This window comes from Methanocalculus pumilus, from assembly GCF_055382585.1.
Genome location: NZ_AP042393.1, coordinates 674,140 through 691,593 on the forward strand (window position 1 = coordinate 674,140; position 17,454 = coordinate 691,593).

General features: G+C 54.6%; 13 protein-coding genes and 2 tRNA genes. 12 read left to right on the forward strand and 3 right to left on the reverse strand.

Going from position 1 to position 17,454, the window contains the following annotated elements; translation table 11 throughout:
- Positions 1-87: 87 nt before the first annotated feature.
- The gene (locus ACZ44I_RS03610) at positions 88-2,685 is read left to right on the forward strand and encodes a valine--tRNA ligase (RefSeq protein ID WP_464548678.1); all 2,598 of its coding nucleotides are present in this window, start codon (positions 88-90) and stop codon (positions 2,683-2,685) included.
- Here ACZ44I_RS03610 and tmk read toward each other — a convergent pair.
- Both tmk and ACZ44I_RS03620 read right to left on the reverse strand, forming a co-directional pair.
- Entirely contained in the window at positions 2,642-3,265 is a 624-nt protein-coding gene (gene tmk, locus ACZ44I_RS03615) for a dTMP kinase (RefSeq protein ID WP_464576616.1), read from the reverse strand. The two genes, ACZ44I_RS03610 and tmk, sit on opposite strands and share 44 nt — an antisense overlap.
- A complete protein-coding gene (locus ACZ44I_RS03620) occupies positions 3,253-3,924 on the reverse strand; it encodes a HisA/HisF-related TIM barrel protein (RefSeq protein ID WP_464548677.1) in 672 nt (223 codons plus the stop codon). The genes tmk and ACZ44I_RS03620 overlap by 13 nt, the downstream gene beginning before the upstream one ends.
- Before the next feature lie 43 nt (positions 3,925-3,967).
- Between ACZ44I_RS03620 and ACZ44I_RS03625 the strand changes: the two genes are divergently transcribed.
- The 4 genes from ACZ44I_RS03625 to ACZ44I_RS03640 are packed head-to-tail and all read left to right on the forward strand — an operon-like array spanning position 3,968 to position 7,155.
- Positions 3,968-4,660, forward strand: coding sequence for a (5-formylfuran-3-yl)methyl phosphate synthase (locus ACZ44I_RS03625; protein ID WP_464548675.1), 693 nt, complete (start codon positions 3,968-3,970; stop codon positions 4,658-4,660).
- Positions 4,661-4,665: 5 nt separating this feature from the next.
- Entirely contained in the window at positions 4,666-6,129 is a 1,464-nt protein-coding gene (gene guaB, locus ACZ44I_RS03630; protein WP_464548673.1) for an IMP dehydrogenase, read from the forward strand.
- A 38-nt stretch (positions 6,130-6,167) separates the two neighbouring features.
- Positions 6,168-6,800 (forward strand): ArsR family transcriptional regulator, encoded by a 633-nt coding sequence (locus ACZ44I_RS03635; RefSeq protein ID WP_464548671.1) that lies wholly within the window; start codon positions 6,168-6,170, stop codon positions 6,798-6,800.
- Positions 6,781-7,155, forward strand: a complete 375-nt coding sequence (locus tag ACZ44I_RS03640) for a hypothetical protein (RefSeq protein ID WP_464548669.1) — start codon at positions 6,781-6,783, stop codon at positions 7,153-7,155. The genes ACZ44I_RS03635 and ACZ44I_RS03640 overlap by 20 nt, the downstream gene beginning before the upstream one ends.
- Here the strand turns inward: ACZ44I_RS03640 and ACZ44I_RS03645 are convergent.
- Entirely contained in the window at positions 7,145-7,561 is a 417-nt protein-coding gene (locus tag ACZ44I_RS03645; RefSeq protein ID WP_464548667.1) for a HEAT repeat domain-containing protein, read from the reverse strand. The genes ACZ44I_RS03640 and ACZ44I_RS03645 overlap by 11 nt on opposite strands.
- A 78-nt stretch (positions 7,562-7,639) precedes the next feature.
- On the opposite strand from ACZ44I_RS03645, the gene ppk1 (ACZ44I_RS03650) reads away from it, so the two are divergent.
- The 7 genes from ppk1 (ACZ44I_RS03650) to ACZ44I_RS03680 all read left to right on the forward strand — a co-directional run bounded on the left by ppk1 (ACZ44I_RS03650) (position 7,640) and on the right by ACZ44I_RS03680 (position 17,432).
- Positions 7,640-9,775: a polyphosphate kinase 1 gene (gene ppk1 / locus ACZ44I_RS03650; RefSeq protein WP_464548665.1), complete on the forward strand. Its 2,136-nt coding sequence runs from the start codon at positions 7,640-7,642 to the stop codon at positions 9,773-9,775.
- A complete protein-coding gene (gene ppk1 / locus ACZ44I_RS03655) occupies positions 9,765-11,861 on the forward strand; it encodes a polyphosphate kinase 1 (protein ID WP_464548663.1) in 2,097 nt (698 codons plus the stop codon). Before ppk1 (ACZ44I_RS03650) ends, ppk1 (ACZ44I_RS03655) begins: the two co-directional genes overlap by 11 nt.
- Positions 11,836-13,857: a CHAD domain-containing protein gene (locus tag ACZ44I_RS03660; protein ID WP_464548661.1), complete on the forward strand. Its 2,022-nt coding sequence runs from the start codon at positions 11,836-11,838 to the stop codon at positions 13,855-13,857. Before ppk1 (ACZ44I_RS03655) ends, ACZ44I_RS03660 begins: the two co-directional genes overlap by 26 nt.
- A complete protein-coding gene (locus tag ACZ44I_RS03665; RefSeq protein WP_464548659.1) occupies positions 13,854-15,452 on the forward strand; it encodes a Ppx/GppA phosphatase family protein in 1,599 nt (532 codons plus the stop codon). The genes ACZ44I_RS03660 and ACZ44I_RS03665 overlap by 4 nt, the downstream gene beginning before the upstream one ends.
- A 172-nt stretch (positions 15,453-15,624) precedes the next feature.
- Positions 15,625-15,731, forward strand: a tRNA-Tyr gene (locus ACZ44I_RS03670).
- 14 nt (positions 15,732-15,745) lie between these two features.
- Positions 15,746-15,818 (forward strand) — tRNA-Asp (locus ACZ44I_RS03675).
- A gap of 150 nt (positions 15,819-15,968) precedes the next feature.
- Positions 15,969-17,432 carry a 2-isopropylmalate synthase gene (locus ACZ44I_RS03680; protein ID WP_464576618.1) on the forward strand — a complete coding sequence of 488 codons (1,464 nt, stop codon included), beginning with the start codon at positions 15,969-15,971 and terminating at the stop codon, positions 17,430-17,432.
- The last annotated feature ends 22 nt before the right edge of the window (positions 17,433-17,454 follow it).

Sequence of the window (17,454 nt, forward strand, 5' to 3'; positions counted from 1 at the left end):
TGGTGATTTGTGAGAGAAGAAGGTTCGCACGCTTCTTCAAAACAGAGTGCGAACAGTATATCAGATGACGCAGACAACCTGTTATAAATGTCGTCACCCGAGGATCTTAAAAAAACCTATGATTATGCCGAGGTTGAGCGGCGATGGCTCGATCAATGGCGTGATGAAGATTTTTATTTTGACTGGGAATCAGCAGAACCACGATATATCATCGATACCCCCCCTCCCTACCCGACAGGCCGCCTGCATATCGGGCATGCACTGAACTGGGTCTATATGGATATCGTTGCCCGCTATAAACGGATGCGCGGCTTTAATGTGATGTTCCCCCAGGGATGGGACTGCCATGGCCTTCCTACAGAAGTAAAAGTTGAAGAGATCCATGGGATCACAAAGAATGACGTTCCCCGGGAAGAGTTCCGGCAGATGTGCCGCGATCTCACCCGTGAGAACATTGAGATGATGCGCCATTCCCTCCGGCTGATGGGCTTCTCGGTCGACTGGAGCAACGAATACATAACGATGGACGAGTCGTACTTTGGCCTCACCCAGGCATCGTTTCTGAGGATGCTACAAGACGGCTACATCTACCAGTCCGAGCATCCGGTCAACTTCTGTACCCGCTGTGAGACTGCGATTGCCTTTGCAGAGGTTGCCTACACCGAGAACACCACGCTCCTCAACTATTTCGACTTCGATGGCGTTGAGATCGCAACCACGCGCCCCGAACTCCTTGCAGCATGTGTTGCGGTTGCTGTCCATCCTGAAGACTCCCGGTATGACGGCCTGAAGGGAAAGACCCTCACTGTTCCGATATTTTCTCATCCGGTACCGGTGATCGAGGACGAGGCAGTCGATCCGGCATTTGGATCAGGTGCTGTGATGATCTGCACCTTTGGGGACAAGCAGGATGTCGTCTGGTGGAAATCACACAACCTCGACCTCAGATCCGCAATCGATCAGAAAGGGTCAATGACCGCTCTCTGTGGAAGATATGCAGGAATGACGGCGAGAGAGTGCCGGGAAGCGATCCTCTCGGATATGAAGGAATCCGGTATTCTGAAACGGCAGGAGGAACTGCCCCAGCGGGTCGGCACCTGCTGGCGTTGCCAGACGCCGATTGAGATCCTCTCGGCACGGCAGTGGTTTGTGAAGGTGAAGCCCGATGAGATCATTTCGTCAGCCAAAGCGATCAACTGGTACCCCGAACATATGCTGACCCGGTTATTGAACTGGACACACCAGATGGAATGGGACTGGTGTATCTCAAGGCAGCGGCTCTTTGCAACACCGATCCCGGTCTGGTTCTGTGAAGGATGCGGTGAGATGATCCTCCCGGGTCCTGAGGATCTTCCCATAGACCCGACCGTCGATTCACCAAAACAACCATGTCCGAAATGTGGATCAACGAACTTCACCGGAGAGACGGATGTTCTTGACACCTGGATGGACTCATCCATCTCCCCGCTTGTGATTACAAAGTGGGATGGGAAGACCACACCTGCTGCCTATCCCACCCAGCTCCGTCCCCAGGGTCATGATATCATCAGGACATGGGCATTCTATACCATCCTCAGGTCAGTTGCCTTAACCGGAGAGAAGCCATGGGAAGGAATCATGGTCAACGGCATGGTGCTTGGGGAAGACGGGTTTAAGATGTCAAAGTCCAGGAATAATGTCATCACCCCGGACGAGCTGATCGATCGCTATGGTGTCGATGCCCTCCGCCAGTGGGCAGCAGTCGGTGCGGCGATGGGATCAGATATCATCTTCTCCTGGAACGATGTCATCGCTGCATCACGGTTCCAGACGAAGATGTGGAATATCGTCCGCTTCTCGCTCACGCAGATCAGAAAAGATGCACCGACCTCTGCTGAATCACCCGCAGAACTCGCAGATCGCTGGCTCCTCTCAAAACTCTCAGCAACTGTTGAAGAGGTGACCAACGCACTTGACGCATACCAGTATGATCGGGGATTGAAGGCGATCCGGGACTTTGCATGGTCGTCATTGGCAGACAACTATCTCGAACTCGTCAAGGGAAGGCTCTACTCCGATCTTCCATCCCGTGCCGGTGCCGTCTTCACATTAAAGACAGCACTTGACACCCTCTGCCGGCTGCTTGCGCCATATACTCCATTCTTTGCAAGCGAATGCTACCACCACCTTGCAGGAGGCCGGATCATCGACCAGAAATGGCCTCATCTGGATTATGCAGATACCGGGGCAGAAGAGAACGGCAATCTCCTGGTCTCTGTCGTCGCATCACTGAGAAAATACAAGCACGATGCCGGTCTTGCCTTGAATGCGCCGCTTGGGCACGTGACCATCTATACCCCCGGCATCGAAATCGATGATGGCGGAGATGCCGGGAGGTGCACGAATGCGGAGATCGAATGGAAATCGGAAGAGCCGCATCTTGATCGCGTCCTCTCGGACATCACCTTCAATATGGGAATTATCGGGCCCACGTTCAGAAAAGAAGCAAATGCCGTGATGCAGGCGATCCGGGCGCTCCCGCCTGAAACACTTGAAGCAGGTATTGATTCTGTGATGGTGAATGGATCAGAGGTCAAAATTCCCGAGGGTGCATACACCCCGGTCTTCTCCTATGCAATCGGGGGAGAAGAGGTGGATCTCCTTACTGTCGGGATTGCCCTGATGGCGATCCGCACACACGCCTGATCTCATCTTCTACAAAGGAGGCGATCGCCTCCATCTCCTCTTCTGCATCAATCAGAACAAATCGCTTTGGCTCCGCCTCTGCACGGATGAGATACTCCTGCTGGACTGCGGCGAGCACCTCTTCCCGCTCGAAATGCTCGCGCCGGCCACCCCTGTCGATCCTTCTGAGTGCAGCAGCCGGGGGGATCACCAGCAAGAAGGTGAGATCCGGGGTGAGGGACCAGCCATCATGGAGGGCGGTGAGCCACCCGCGGGGATCCGGAACCACCCCTTTGAGTGTCACCTGCTGGTAGGCAAACCGTGAATCCGTGAACCGATCTGAGATCACCACTCTCCCCTCTGCAAGAGCGGGGCAGACAATTGTTTTCAGGTGCATCGCATGATCGGCAACAAAGAGCAGGGCTTCTGATATCGGATCTTCTTCTTTCGCAATCGCCTGCCTGACCGCTGTTCCGATCCAGGTGGCTCCCGGCTCACGCGTGAAGAGGCAGTTCTGATCTGATAATGATCCTTTGAGTCTCTCTACCAGGGTGCTCTTCCCTGATCCGTCAATTCCTTCGATTGTTATCAGCAGAATGATCCCCTCCTGATGAGATCCAGTGGCACCTTCCCGGTATGGATCGCAGTTGCGATGATCGCCCCGTCATATCCGGCTGCGGCGAGTGTTTCGAGATCTGCAGGGTCCCGGACCCCCCCTCCATAGAGGAGCGGCAGGTCTGTCCATGATCTGATCCGCTCTGCCCCGGCGCGATTGATCCCGGACTCGCTACCGACTGCTGAGATATGCAGGAAGATGCAGCCCGAGAACCCCCATTCCTCTGCGCGGGAGAGGATCTCTTCAGGCTCCTCTCCACCGGGAATAACGCGTCCGTCTTTCACATCCACGCTCAGGTACCCCCGTGAAAAACCGGCGAGATTGCTTCCTGCGGTCTCGGTGCCGATGACATTTGTGATGAAGGGTGCATCAAGCATATCTGTGGGTCCCCGGCACCCCCGGTCAATATAGCAGCGGGAGACGAGATCTGAGAGCCCAAGCACCGTCTCGTCATGTGATCCAAAGCCTCCGATCCGGTCAAGATCGGCAATATAGACCGATCGTGGCCGCACCGCTTCGATATATCCCCGGGGCTCTGCTGTCGGTGAGACACCCCAGGTGAGGGGGGCATATTCAGAGCGCCTTCCTGCTCTCCCGTGAACCACCTCTCCCCCCTTGAGATCCATTGCACAAATGAGCTCCATGATATAACGCAATCACTATTATCATCGGAGATCATTAAGTTCTATGGAATTACTTGTCAGCCCGAGTTCTTTGGAAGAGGCCAGACTTTCTCTTTCTGCTGACATCGTCGATGTAAAACGCCCTGCTGAAGGATCGCTTGGTGCAAATTTCCCCTGGGTGATCCGGTCCATCAAAGAGATCGCAGGAGAAAAGCCGATCTCCGCTGCTATCGGCGATTTTGCTCCAAAGCCCGGAACAGCCGCACTTGCGGCATATGGGGCCGCCTGTGCCGGAGCCGATTTTGTCAAGATAGGTCTCATGTTTTCGGATGCAGAAGATGCGCGCCAGGTGATCCGGGCCGTTGTTCAGGCTGTCAAACCCGAATTTCCGGAAAAGACCGTCGTCATTGCGGCATATTCGGATTATGAGCGGCTCTCGACGATATCCCCCTTTGACATGGCTGCAATCGCCGCAGATGAGGGTGCCGATGTATCGATGATCGATACAGGACTAAAAGATGGAAAGAGTACCTTTGCATTCATGGATGAGACGGATCTCACCACGTTTACACGGGAGAACAGGCAGCTCGGCATGAAGACTGCACTTGCAGGATCGATTGCATTTGAGGATCTCTCATCCCTGAAGCGGATCGACCCCGATATCATCGGTGTCAGGGGCATGGTCTGTGGCGGCGATCGCTCCTGCACGATCCAGCCTGAGCTTGTAGAGAAGGCACTGGCCATGATCAGGAGTTGATTGAAGTGTTTGTAGAGAAGTTGAATGTCCCCATATCGCTCACCTTTGATGATGTGCTGCTTGAGCCCGCGGAATCCTATGTTGAGCCGAGCCAGGCCGATGTCCGGTCGCGATTCTCGAAGAATATCCCCCTGACGATCCCGATCTGCAGTTCTGCAATGGATACGGTCACCGAGCATGAGATGGCGATCACGCTTGCCCGTGAAGGGGGAATCGGCGTCATCCACAGAAACCTCTGTGCTGAAGACGAGGCAGAGATGGTCAGGACTGTCAAGCGTGCAGACGATCTCATCGAACGGCAGGTCCTCTATGTCGATCCAAAAGCAACGATCATCTCTGTCGAGCGCCTGATGAATGAGCATGGGATCGGCGGAGCCCCGGTTGTCGAGGATGGCCAGTTGATCGGAATCGTCAGCAGGCGTGATATCCGGGCAATCGTCGGGAAGCGTGGTGAGGATCCTGTCGAACAGGTGATGACCCGCGATCCCTTTACGGTGGGTGAGGATGTCACCCCGGAACAGGCACTTGAGCTGATGTACATGAAGAAGGTTGAGCGGCTGCCGGTTTTGAGCAAAACGGGCTCCCTTCTTGGGATCATCACCATGCAGGATATCCTTCAGAAACGGCAGTTTCCACGGGCAAACCGGGATGAACATGGGAAACTGAGGGTGGCAGCAGCAGTCGGCCCCTTTGATTTTGAACGTGCAATGCTCCTTGACGAGGCAGGTGCGGATGCGCTTGTGATCGACTGTGCCCATGGCCATAATATGAATGTCGTCAAATCTGTCCGGGATATCAAGGAGAGCGCAAAAGCCGACTGTGTGGCAGGCAACATTGCCACCGGGAAGGCGGCATCAGAATTTGTTGATGTTGTGGACGGGATCAAGGTCGGAATCGGGCCCGGCTCCATCTGTACCACCCGCGTTGTGGCAGGCGTTGGTGTTCCCCAGATCTCTGCCATCGCCTCGGTTGCGGATGTGATGCACGAGGCAGATGTACCGATCATTGCAGATGGCGGTATCCGGTTCTCAGGCGATGTCGCAAAGGCGATTGCGGCTGGTGCCGACTGTATCATGGTCGGGAGCATGCTCGCAGGAACCGATGAGTCTCCCGGCAGAATCATTGTCATCAAAGGCAGGCGGTACAAACAGTACCGCGGCATGGGATCGCTTGGTGTCATGACCGGCGGCCAGTCAAGCGACCGGTATTTCCAGGCAAAAGGGATCGGCGCAACGAAGTTTGTTCCTGAGGGAGTTGAAGGAGCAATCCCCTATGTCGGCGAGGTCTCGGATGTGTTGTACCAGCTCGTTGGCGGCCTGAAGTCCGCAATGGGCTATACCGGTGCAAGGACACTCGAGGATCTGAAGAAGCGGTCACGCTTTGTCAGGATCACCGCAGCCGGGATGAAAGAGAGCCATCCACATGATATTGTCATTACAGATGAGGCCCCGAACTACCGGCTCTCATAATAACTATTTTATATCTAAAATCCTAACATTATGTTAGTATGCTTGATCAGATCGAGGTCTCCCGCCTCCTTGATATCCTCGGAAACCGCAACCGAAGGCGTATCATCGAACTGCTTCGCCAGAAGCCGTGCTTTGTAACCGAGATATCCGATCGGCTGATCCTCTCCCCGAAGGCGGTGATCGAGCACCTGAATATGATGGAGCGGGAAGCGCTCATCGGCTTTTTCCAGGATGAGAGGAGGAGGAAATACTACTATCTCCAGACAGAATTTGATATCGTCGTCTCGCTCAGGAATACAAAAGGAGAAAAGCGTACCGCAAGCCTGCCATCTGCCGATCTCCGGCTGATCGAATCCCTCTCGATGCTCAGGCGGATGGCATATGCACGGGAGCGTATCCTCGATACATTAGAGAACCTTGAGCGGGATATCGAGGCGACGATGAATGATATCATGAGGATGAATCAGGGTGAGAAAGGCCATGATATCGATCTCGATATTATTATCACCCTCTCTCACCAGGATCTCACCTTTGACGAGCTGGTTGAAGTGATGGGAACAGATGCATCTGCGGTACAGGCATCGCTTGCCGCCCTTGTCACGAGGGGTATTGTCACCCTGGATGGTGAACGGTACCGTATCGAGGGGATCTATGAAGCACCACAGTCCTGAAGGTGACGGCTCATACCGGAGGGGAAGCCTCCGTATCATCGGCTGTATACTCCGTCCCGAAGGAGGTTTTGGCGGTTACCTCCTCGTTCCGGTGGAGCATCAGCCTCCTGATCTCCCCTATGAGATGATCGAGACTGAGAACCGGATTTATATTACCGCAGATCTGCCTCCGGAGACGATGCTCACCTCGGCACCCTATGCACGGATTGAGCCGGAGCGGGTGGCGATTGTCGTGAACGAACACGAGACCTGGATTCCCCTGCCTTCCCGGATCAATGTCTTCCACTCAACCTATACCATCAGGCACGGAGTGATCGATATCTTCTGCAGGAAGCCCGTCTTCTTCACCCTCTGAGCCGGGCGATGCTCCCGGCTGCCATCTTCCGGACATAAGGGTTCTCATCCTCAAGAAGCGGCTCAAGATCAGATACCGCTTCCGGTATCCCAAGTCTGCCAAGTCCCTTTGCTGCCATATATCTGACATGATCCCTCTCATCCGATACCGCAGCACGAAGGTATGGGTATACATCGGGCTTCTCCATCAGTCCAAGCGCCTCACAGGCACGGTACCGAACAACCCACCACTCATCTCCAAGGAGGGCGGAAAGAGGCAGAATCGCCTCTTCTCCAAGAGAGCCGAGTATCTCTGCTGCATCTTTCCTGATAGTCTTGTCTTCATTCCTGAGGGCTTCGATCAGCTCAGGGATCGGTGTTCTGGAATTGAGCAGGGTTTCTGTGTTATTTTTTTCTCTCATCATCATACATATCTCGTCATTGGATCGTATCTGGTTTTTGGCAACCAACCTCTCTATTGGGAAAAACTATCTGTATCAAGCCCAATGGTACGAGTGATCTCCATGGAGACGGATCGCACTACACAACAGGGTGTTTCAGACTCTGTACTGCTCTATACTCCGAAAGTATTCTATAACCGCGAGCTCTCGTGGATACAGTTCAACCGGCGGGTCCTTGAAGAAGCACTGGATAAAAACCACCCTCTCCTTGAGCGGGTCAAATTCCTCTCGATATTTTCAAATAACCTGGACGAATTTGTGATGATCCGGTTATCAGGCCTCTGGCGGCAGGCAGCAGCCGGAGCACTCGAGCGCCCCCCTGACGGCCTCTCGGCAAAGGAGCAGATTGCCGGAATCCGATCCGAACTCCTTCCTCTTCTCAAAGAGGCGACCACCTGCTGGAAGGATCATCTCCTTCCCGAACTGAAAAGTGAAGGGATACGGATCCAGAGGATGGACGAACTCTCCCCGGAACTGAGGAGAGCGGCACGCGAGATCTTCATCAGGGAGATCTTCCCGATCATAACGCCGATGGCTTTTGACGTATCCCATCCCTTCCCCTTCATATCGAGCCTCTCATTGAACCTTGCGGTCATCATCAATGACGCAAAACGCGGCCGCCTCTTCTCACGGGTGAAGGTGCCCCGCACCCTCGGTAAGCGGTTTGTGAGGCTTCCCGGATCAGGCGATTGCGGCGGGCAGGAACACCAGTATGTTCTGCTGGAAGAATTAATCGCTGACAATCTTGATCTCCTCTATCCGGGCATGGATGTCGTTGCCTCCTACCCATTCAGGGTGACAAGGGATGCGGACTTTGAGATCGAGGAGGATGAAGCATCGGATCTCCTCAGCACCATTGAGGAGAGCGTGGAGCACCGGCGAATCGGGAGGCCTGTCCGGCTTGAGGTGGATAGCTCAATTCCGGAGTGGATCCGGGAGATGCTCGCATCCAAACTCAGGCTCAACCCCGAGCAGGTCGATACCAGCACCGGCCCGCTCGGCATGGCCGATCTGATGGAGCTTGCCGGAATCAACCTTCCCGAACTGAAAGATGCCCCGTTCCTCCCTTCGGTTCCGGAGGGGCTCAATTCCGAGAAGACGATCTTCCGCTCTATCAGGAAGCGTGACTATCTCCTCTATCACCCCTATGACAGCTTCATCCCGGTGGTGAGCTTCATCAGGCAGGCGGCACGCGACCCCGATGTCCTTGCGATCAAACAGACACTCTACCGTGTCGGGCAGAACTCTCCTATCGTAGAGGCACTGATGGAGGCACGCGAGCAGGGCAAGCAGGTGACGGTCTTAGTCGAGCTGAAGGCACGCTTTGATGAGGAGAATAATATCATCTGGGCACGGGCACTTGAACGGGCCGGTGTGCATGTGGTCTATGGGTTGATCGGCCTGAAGGTGCATGCCAAACTCTGCATGGTCGTCCGCCGGGAGTCGACCGGTCTTGTCACCTATACCCATCTTGGAACCGGCAACTACAATGCCCAGACAGCACGGGTCTATACCGATCTCGGCCTCTTCACTGCTGATCCGGAAGTTGCTGCGGATGCAGCCGATCTCTTCAATGCCCTCACAGGCTATTCCGCAAAGACGGAATACCGGACTCTGCTCGTCTCTCATGGGAAGATGGGTCGGATGCGCGAAGATCTCATCTCCCGGATAGAACGGGAGATTCATGCTCACCGGGCATATGGGAATGGCTACATTGCCTTCAAATGCAATTCACTCGTGGATCCGGATCTCATCGCTGCCCTCTACCGTGCATCGAGGGAAGGGGTCGTCATCCACCTCCAGGTGCGTGGCATCTGCTGCCTCCGGCCGGGTATTCCCGGTTTTTCAGACACTATCACCGTCTCCTCTATTGTCGGCCGGTTCCTTGAACATACCAGGATCTATTATTTCAGAAACGGGGGTGAAGAGGAGGTGCTGATCGGATCGGCCGACCTGATGCCCCGGAACCTCAATGGCAGGGTTGAGATCCTCTACCCGATACGTGATCCTGCGATCAGGGATGCAGTGATCAAAACGATCCTTCAGATCCACCTGAAGGATACAGTAAAGCTCCGTCTTATGAACAATGATGGCAGCTATTCCCGGGTGGAGCCGGGTGCAGAACCGATCGACTCACAGGCATGGATGATCCAGCACAGGGGGATATGGCATGGCAACTGAAGGGACATTCAATCCGGAAAAACCGGAGTACTATATCAACCGGGAACTCTCATGGCTCTCCTTTAACAGGAGGGTGCTGGCAGAGGCAAATGACACAACCCATCCGCTCCTTGAACAGGTGAAGTTCCTTGCGATCTGCGGTGCCAATCTCGATGAATTCTTTATGGTCCGGGTCTCCGGGCTCCGCCACCAGGTGAAAGACGGCATCTGGAAACTGCCCCCGGATGGTATTCCTCCGGCTGACCTCCTCTGGAAGATCCAGCTGGAGGTGGATGAACTCTACCGCCTCTATGAGGAGACATGGAGCGGCTCTCTCCTTCCTGCTCTCTCTGCAGCGGGTGTCTCAATCGTTTTGTTCTCTCAATTAACAGATGATGAAAAAGAGGCGATGCATAACTATTTTACCTCGACGATCTATCCGATCCTCACCCCGATGGCAATCGATGCAGCCCGCTCCTTCCCCTTCATCTCGAACCTCTCCCTGAATCTGGCTGTCGTCCTCGGCTCAGCCGACGGGCGGCGGTACCTCGCACGGATAAAGATCCCATCCCTCACCTTCGGCAGGTTCATCCCGGTCCGCCCCCACGGCGGGGGATCACCATCCCGCTTCATCCTCCTTGAAGATCTGATCGCCGAGCATCTCGGCTCCCTCTTCCCGGGAATGAGTGTGGAGGGTGCATACCGGTTCAGGGTGACGAGGGATGCAGAGATCAAAGTGGTCATTGACGATGCATCCGATCTCCTGACTGCGGTTGAGGATAGTATCGAATGCAGGCGAACCGGGGTCCCGGTCCGGCTTGAAGTTGACCCGGCCACCCCCCCGCGGCTGATCCTCCTCCTCTCGGAGCAGCTCGGGCTGAAAGAGAGCGATGTCTATGGTATCAGTGGTTTTATCGGCCATAATGATCTCTGGCAGCTGCATGATCTCTCCCGCCCCGATCTCCTCGATGAACCATTTGTCCCCTATATCATCGATGCGCTGGCGCATGAAGAGGATATCTTCGATCTGGTACGATCCCGTGATATCTTCTTCTACCACCCCTACGACAGCTTCATCCCGATCGTCCGGCTCTTCAGGCAGGCGGCAATCGATCCGGATGTCCTTGCGATCAAGATCACATTGTACCGGATCGACAAGAGATCCCCGATCGTCGATGCCCTGATGAAAGCCCGCCAGCATGGGAAACAGGTGACGGTGGTTCTGGAACTAAAGGCAAAATTCGATGAGCTGAACAATATCACCTGGGCGCGGGCTCTCGAACAGGAAGGGGTGCATGTCGTGTATGGGCATGAGCGGCTGAAGGTGCATGCGAAGGTGGCGATGATCGTCAGGCGTGAAGCAGATGGTATCTACCGCTATGTGCACTTAAGTTCAGGAAACTACAACACCGTCACCACCCGCATCTACGGGGATATCGGCTATCTCACAGCAGACCCGGATATCGGGGCTGATGCAACCGAGCTCTTCAACCACCTGACCGGCTATGTGGAGCAACAGGAGTACCGGAAGCTTCTCGTTGCCCCGATCAACCTCAGGCAGGGGATACTGGACCGGATTGAACGTGAGATCGAGTGCCAGAGAGCGAACCAGAATGGGTATATCGCACTGAAGCTGAACGGGCTCCTTGACCCTGAGATCATATCGGCGCTGTACCGTGCATCACATGAAGGTGTGAGAATGGATCTGAATGTCCGCGGGCTCTGTGCGCTTCGCCCCGGTATTGCAGGTGTATCCGAGACGATCAAAGTCACCTCAATAGTCGGGCGTTTCCTTGAACATGCCCGCATCTACCACTTCCATAACGGTGGTGATGACGAGGTGCTCCTTGGATCATCAGATATGATGCAGCGGAACCTCAGGCGGAGGGTTGAGGTGCTCTTTCCTGTGCGGGATGCCGCGATTCGATCCGCTCTCATCAGGATCATGAAGGTGCATCTGGCGGACAACGTAAAATCATGGCGGTTGAATACGGATGGCAGTTATGAGAAGCTTCATCCGGAGAGTCCAGAGAAATCCTGCAGTTCGCAGGACTGGCTGATTCAACACCGGGGTGACTGGCATGGGTGGAAAGAAAGAGAAGACTGACGAGGGGTTCTGTCTCTTTGGAGCAGAGATTCTCAGAAAGCTCACCGAGGATCTTCAGGCCGAGGCAGATGGTGTCCGGCATTCGGATGATATCGAGTATATCCATAGGATGCGGGTGGCATCGCGGCGTATCCGGGCAGCGCTCCCCCTCTTTGCACCCTGCTTCTCCAAAAAGATGTACAAAAAGATGTACAGGGGTGTCCGCTCCATCACCCGCTCGCTAGGGGCGGCGCGGGATCTCGATGTCCAGATCGATCTTCTCCAGTCTTACCTTGCTTCTCTCCCAAATGAGCGCCCTCCCGTTTGGTATGCAGGCTTCCTGCCACCGGCAGAGGATCGGACTGTCCTTGTGAGAACCGATGCTCCTTTAGCCGGGGTTCCTGCCCTGCCCCCGTCACCGGGCATCCGTATGAGGATGCGGGAGCTCCTCTGGAAGATACGGGTCTATATCGCCGGCAGGGTTGCTCTCCCTGCTCCGCGTGAAGATACGGCCTTCCAGCCGCTCATCAGGCCCGGTATCGAATGCCTGCTTCTCAGGTGGACCGGAAAGCGGGCCGCGCTTCACCCGGAGGTAATCTCATCTTTGGATGCCTTTGAATCGTCCGGTGTTGCAGACGATCTCCTGGACTGGTGCCGGGATCAGATCGTCTCAGGACGGCTTCATGAAACCGATATCCACAGCAGGTTTACCTATGAGGCTGCATACCGTGCGATCAGCAGGCGGATTGAGGAACTGATCTCATTTGAGCGATATATTCCTGATCCATCCAGGATCGCAGAGCATCATGAGATGCGGATCGCAGCAAAACGGCTTCGGTATACGATGGAGATCTTCTCTGATCTCTACCAGGACGGCCTGAAAAAACCGATTCAGGTTGTTAAAAAGCTCCAGGATCTCCTCGGGGATATGCATGACTGTGATGTCTGGCTGGATCTCCTTCCCGGCTTTATGGAAGAGGAGGAGGCACGTGTTGCGTCGTTCTTCGGACACACCGGATTTATGAGGTTCATCAGGCCCGGCCTGCTGCATCTCGCAGAGGATCGGAGGTCCCGGCGGAACGAGTTGTACGGACTCTTCTCCCTCCACTGGAAGGGGATGAAGGAGGATAACCTGATTGAGGATATCAGGCAGACGATCATTGAGCCCCTTGTCATGGGGGGAACAGGGATGACCCGGATGCCTGGTGGAACCCCGGTCCGGGTTGCATTGATTGGGGATATCCATGCAAATCTGCCGGCGCTCGAAGCGGTTATTGCTGATGCTGAACAGAGGGGTGCAACGCATATCCTGCATCTTGGGGATCTAATCGGTTTTGGACCGTATCCGGAAGAGACGATCAAATTGATTGAAAAAAAGAAGATCACCGGGATTACCGGCAATATCGATTCTGAGATCCTTTCACTGACAAAGAAGGACTGCAAAAAGAAGGCTCTCCGTGGTGATGAGAAGATGCAGTCGCTCTGCTGGACAAAAAAACAGCTCTCAAAAAAGAGCCGGAGCTATCTTCTCTCACTCCCACGGGAGATCAGAACACGTATCGGCGATATGACCGTTCTTCTCACTCATGGAACTCCGGGTTCCATGACAGGGCGGATCGACCCCCATACGCCTGATACAGAGCTTCTGGAGTATGCAAAGGCAACGGGTGTGGATGCAATCATCTCTGCCCACACGCATATCCCCTTCACCCGGACGGTTTCGGACTGCCTCTTCATCAATTGCGGATCGGTCGGCCGTCCTGCTGACGGAGATCCGAGGGCATGCTACTGCCTCCTTGAAGCAGATCCCTTCTCGGTCTGCCATATCAGGATCCCCTATGATATCGAGCTGGTGGCAGGTGCAATCCAAAAGGCCTGCCTTCCACCGATCTTCTGCACCATGCTCCGGCATGGGATCACGATCGAGGAAGCCAGGCTGATCGGCCCCGGTGGCGATGGCGGCATATCTGCTCAATGTACCGTTGATCGAACGCAGACATCTTTTGAGCCGAAATGACGGAACCGATGATTGAATCCGAAGAGATTGTCGCATTCATTGATATCGGCACAAACTCGATCCGCCTTTTGGTTGTCAGGCTGAACCAGAATGGATCGATGAGCATTCTGACGGAACAGAAGGAGGTTGCCCGTCTCGGCGAGGGATGTTTTGCCCGTGAAGAACTCTCTGAAGAGGCGATTGGCCGCGGGGTCACCATCTGCAAACTCTTCGTTGATCTCGGCCTTGCCTATGGCGTGAAGGAATTTGTTGCCGTTGCCACCTCAGCCACACGGGAGGCAGGGAATGCCGATCAGTTCCTTGAGATGCTCCTCCGGGAGGCGAATCTTGATGTCCGGGTCGTCTCGGGGAAGGAGGAGGCACGGCTGATCTACCGGGGTGTTGTATCCGGGATTGATATCGGCACAGATCGGGCCATCTTTATCGATATCGGGGGAGGCTCAACCGAGGTGATCATCGGCAGCCAGCATGACTACCTCACTCTCGAATCATTGAAGCTTGGGTCAATCCGGATGACAAATCAGTTCTTCCGCCCCGGCGAAGAGGGTCCGGTCTCATTAAAGAAATATGCCCGGATGCAGCAGTTTGTCAGAAATGTCATCGCCCAGCCATTGACCCGGATTCGGAAAGCTCCCTATTCAAGGGCGTTTGGGAGTTCAGGCACCATACAAAATCTTGCAGAGATCGCATCCCGCCTGTTCCCGGGAACCTCCACCTCACACATCCTCAGGTATGAGGATCTCAGGCAGACGATCGAGCGGCTCTGTTCCCTCTCACTTGAAGAGCGGCGGAAGGTGCCTGGGATCAATCCTGAGCGGGCGGATATCATCATCGGTGGTGCGGTGATCCTCGAAACAATGATGGAAGAGCTTGGGATTGTCGAGATCGAGGTATCGCCCCATGGGCTGCGTGAGGGTCTTCTCATGGAATATCTCTCCCGGATACCCGGTTTTCCTCATGCAGAGAAGATATCGTCCAGAAAGCGGAGTGTTGTCCAGTTGGGGCGATCCTGCCGGATTGATGAGGCTCACGCACTTACAATCGTCGGACTCTCTGCCAGTCTCTTCGACTCGGCAAAAAAAGCCGGTCTCCATTCTTATGGTTATTCTGAACGAACACTCCTCCTATATGCCGCATATCTCCATGATATCGGCAATTTCATCTCATTTGTGGATCACCATCTCCATTCGGCCTACATCATCAGAAACGCGGATCTGGTTGGCTTTGATGAGCATGAGGTTGGGATCATGGCAGAGATCGCCCGGTATCACCGGAAGAAAGCACCACGGAAGAAGGATCATCACTTCAGCCTCCTCGATCCGGTGGTGCAGGATCAGATCCGTATCCTCTCCCTCTTCCTCAGAATGGCCGAGCACCTTGATCGCACTCATGCCGGCCGCATCCGCGATGCCCGTCTGTCAAGGGATATTAACGGGCAGATCCTCCTTCATCTTGAGGCGAGGGGTGACTGCATGCTTGAAGTATGGGGTGTTCGATCTGAAAGCCAGACCCTCAGGAAGGTCTTTGGGGCGGGTCTTGAAGTGAACGTCAACGAAGGGGGAGGCGACCCCCTGCGCGGAGAGCTTCCGGATTGATGAAGTGGTCTTCATCCCACCCTCCCTGAAAAACCATTGTGCTTCAGATATCTGCTCATTATTGATTTTATCTCTTCATTATCTGTATTCGCTCATTCCTCTTTCAATCGGCGCGTATTTGCTGATTCGACATGTTTATATGTCATCTTAGCCTTTTTATTTAGTGCAGTTACCCGCCTTAACTCAGACTGGTAGAGTGCGCGGCTGTAGTAAGATCATCGCCTGCGGGCGAACTGCGCGGCTACCGCGATGTCCCCGGTTCGACTCCGGGAGGCGGGATCAACCCACAAAGTGCCCAGATAGTGTAGTGGCCTATCATGATGCCCTGTCACGGCATCGACTCGGATTCGAATTCCGATCTGGGCGTTCACTTTTTTTTAGACAATTCTGCAATAGAACTCTTTATCTTTTTATACCTCCAATATATGCGTATGCCTACGGCAAAAGCTTCTGTGGGGAATTGCTTTCTTTGTTGAAAGCAGGTCGCCCAAGAGAGTAACTGTTTTTGACACCACCCTGAGGGATGGTGAACAGACACCGGGTGTATCATTCACCCTTGAACAGAAACTGGATATCGCACGCATCCTCTCGGAGGTTGGTGTACACGCGATCGAAGCCGGTTTTCCCGCATCTTCAGAGCAGGAGAAGGAGACCGTATCCAGAATTGCAGCTGAAGGACATTCAGCGGCAATCTGCGGGCTCTCACGGTCACGGGTCGATGATGTCAACACCTGCCTTGACTGCGATGTCGATATGGTGCATGTCTTTATTCCGACATCGGATATCCAGCGTGAGAATACCATCAAAAAGACCCGTGAAGAGGTTCTGGCAATCACAGGAGAGATTGTGGGGTATGTCCGCGATCACCTCGGCCAGTGCATGTTCTCGGCGATGGATGCAACCCGGACTGATCTCCCGTACTTAATCGAGGTCTTCAAGGTGGCTGCCGATGCAGGAGCGACTGTTGTGAATGTCCCTGATACCGTTGGTGTCTATACGCCGACGAAGATGCGTGCACTGATATCGGCACTTGCAGAGGAGATAAAAATCCCAATCGATATTCACTGCCACAACGATTTTGGCCTCGCCGTTGCCAACACCACCACCGCAGTCGAGGCAGGCGCCTCCCAGGTGCAGGTGACGGTCAATGGGATCGGCGAGCGGGCAGGCAATGCGGACATCGCCCAGACGGTGATGATTCTGGAATCAATCAACGGGATTTCGACCGGGATCGAGACGACCCGTCTCGTCGAGATGTCGCGGCTCGTATCAAGGTACTCGGGTATCCCGATTCTGCCGGTCCAGCCGGTGGTCGGGGATAATGCATTTGCCCATGAATCCGGGATCCATTCCCATGGGATTATGGCAAACAGCCAGACCTTCGAGCCGGGGATCATGACCCCCGAGATGGTCGGCCACCGCCGCCGCCTCGCCCTCGGCAAGCATGTCGGCAGGCACGCGGTACGGCAGATGCTCTCGCTTGTCCATATCAACCCATCAGACACCGAGCTGGATCTGATCGTCGATCGGATCAAGACGATATCCGCACGCGGAAGAAGAGTTACCGATCACGATCTCTATGTGATCGCAGAAGATGTGATGGGAATCCAGGCGGTTGCAAAGACTGTCGAGCTCCGTGATATCGCTGTCATGAGCGGGAACCACTGTATACCGACTGCCAGTGTCCGTGCCTGTGTCCTCGGAACTGAGAAGGCCGGGAGTGCTATTGGGAACGGTCCGGTGGATGCTGCGGTGAAAGCAGTCCTGAGCGTGATGCCGATTGGTATCCAGATGAAAGACTTCAGGATCGAGGCGATCAGTGGCGGAACCGATGCGATCGGCCATGTGACGATCACAGTCGAGGATGCTGAGGGCAGAACCTATGATGCAAGCTCATCAGGTGACGATATCGTCCTGGCATCAGCTGAGGCGATGGTGAACGCAATCAACCTCATCCGGTACACGCAGACGTCACCCTGATCTTTTTATTCTCTCCCCCCTT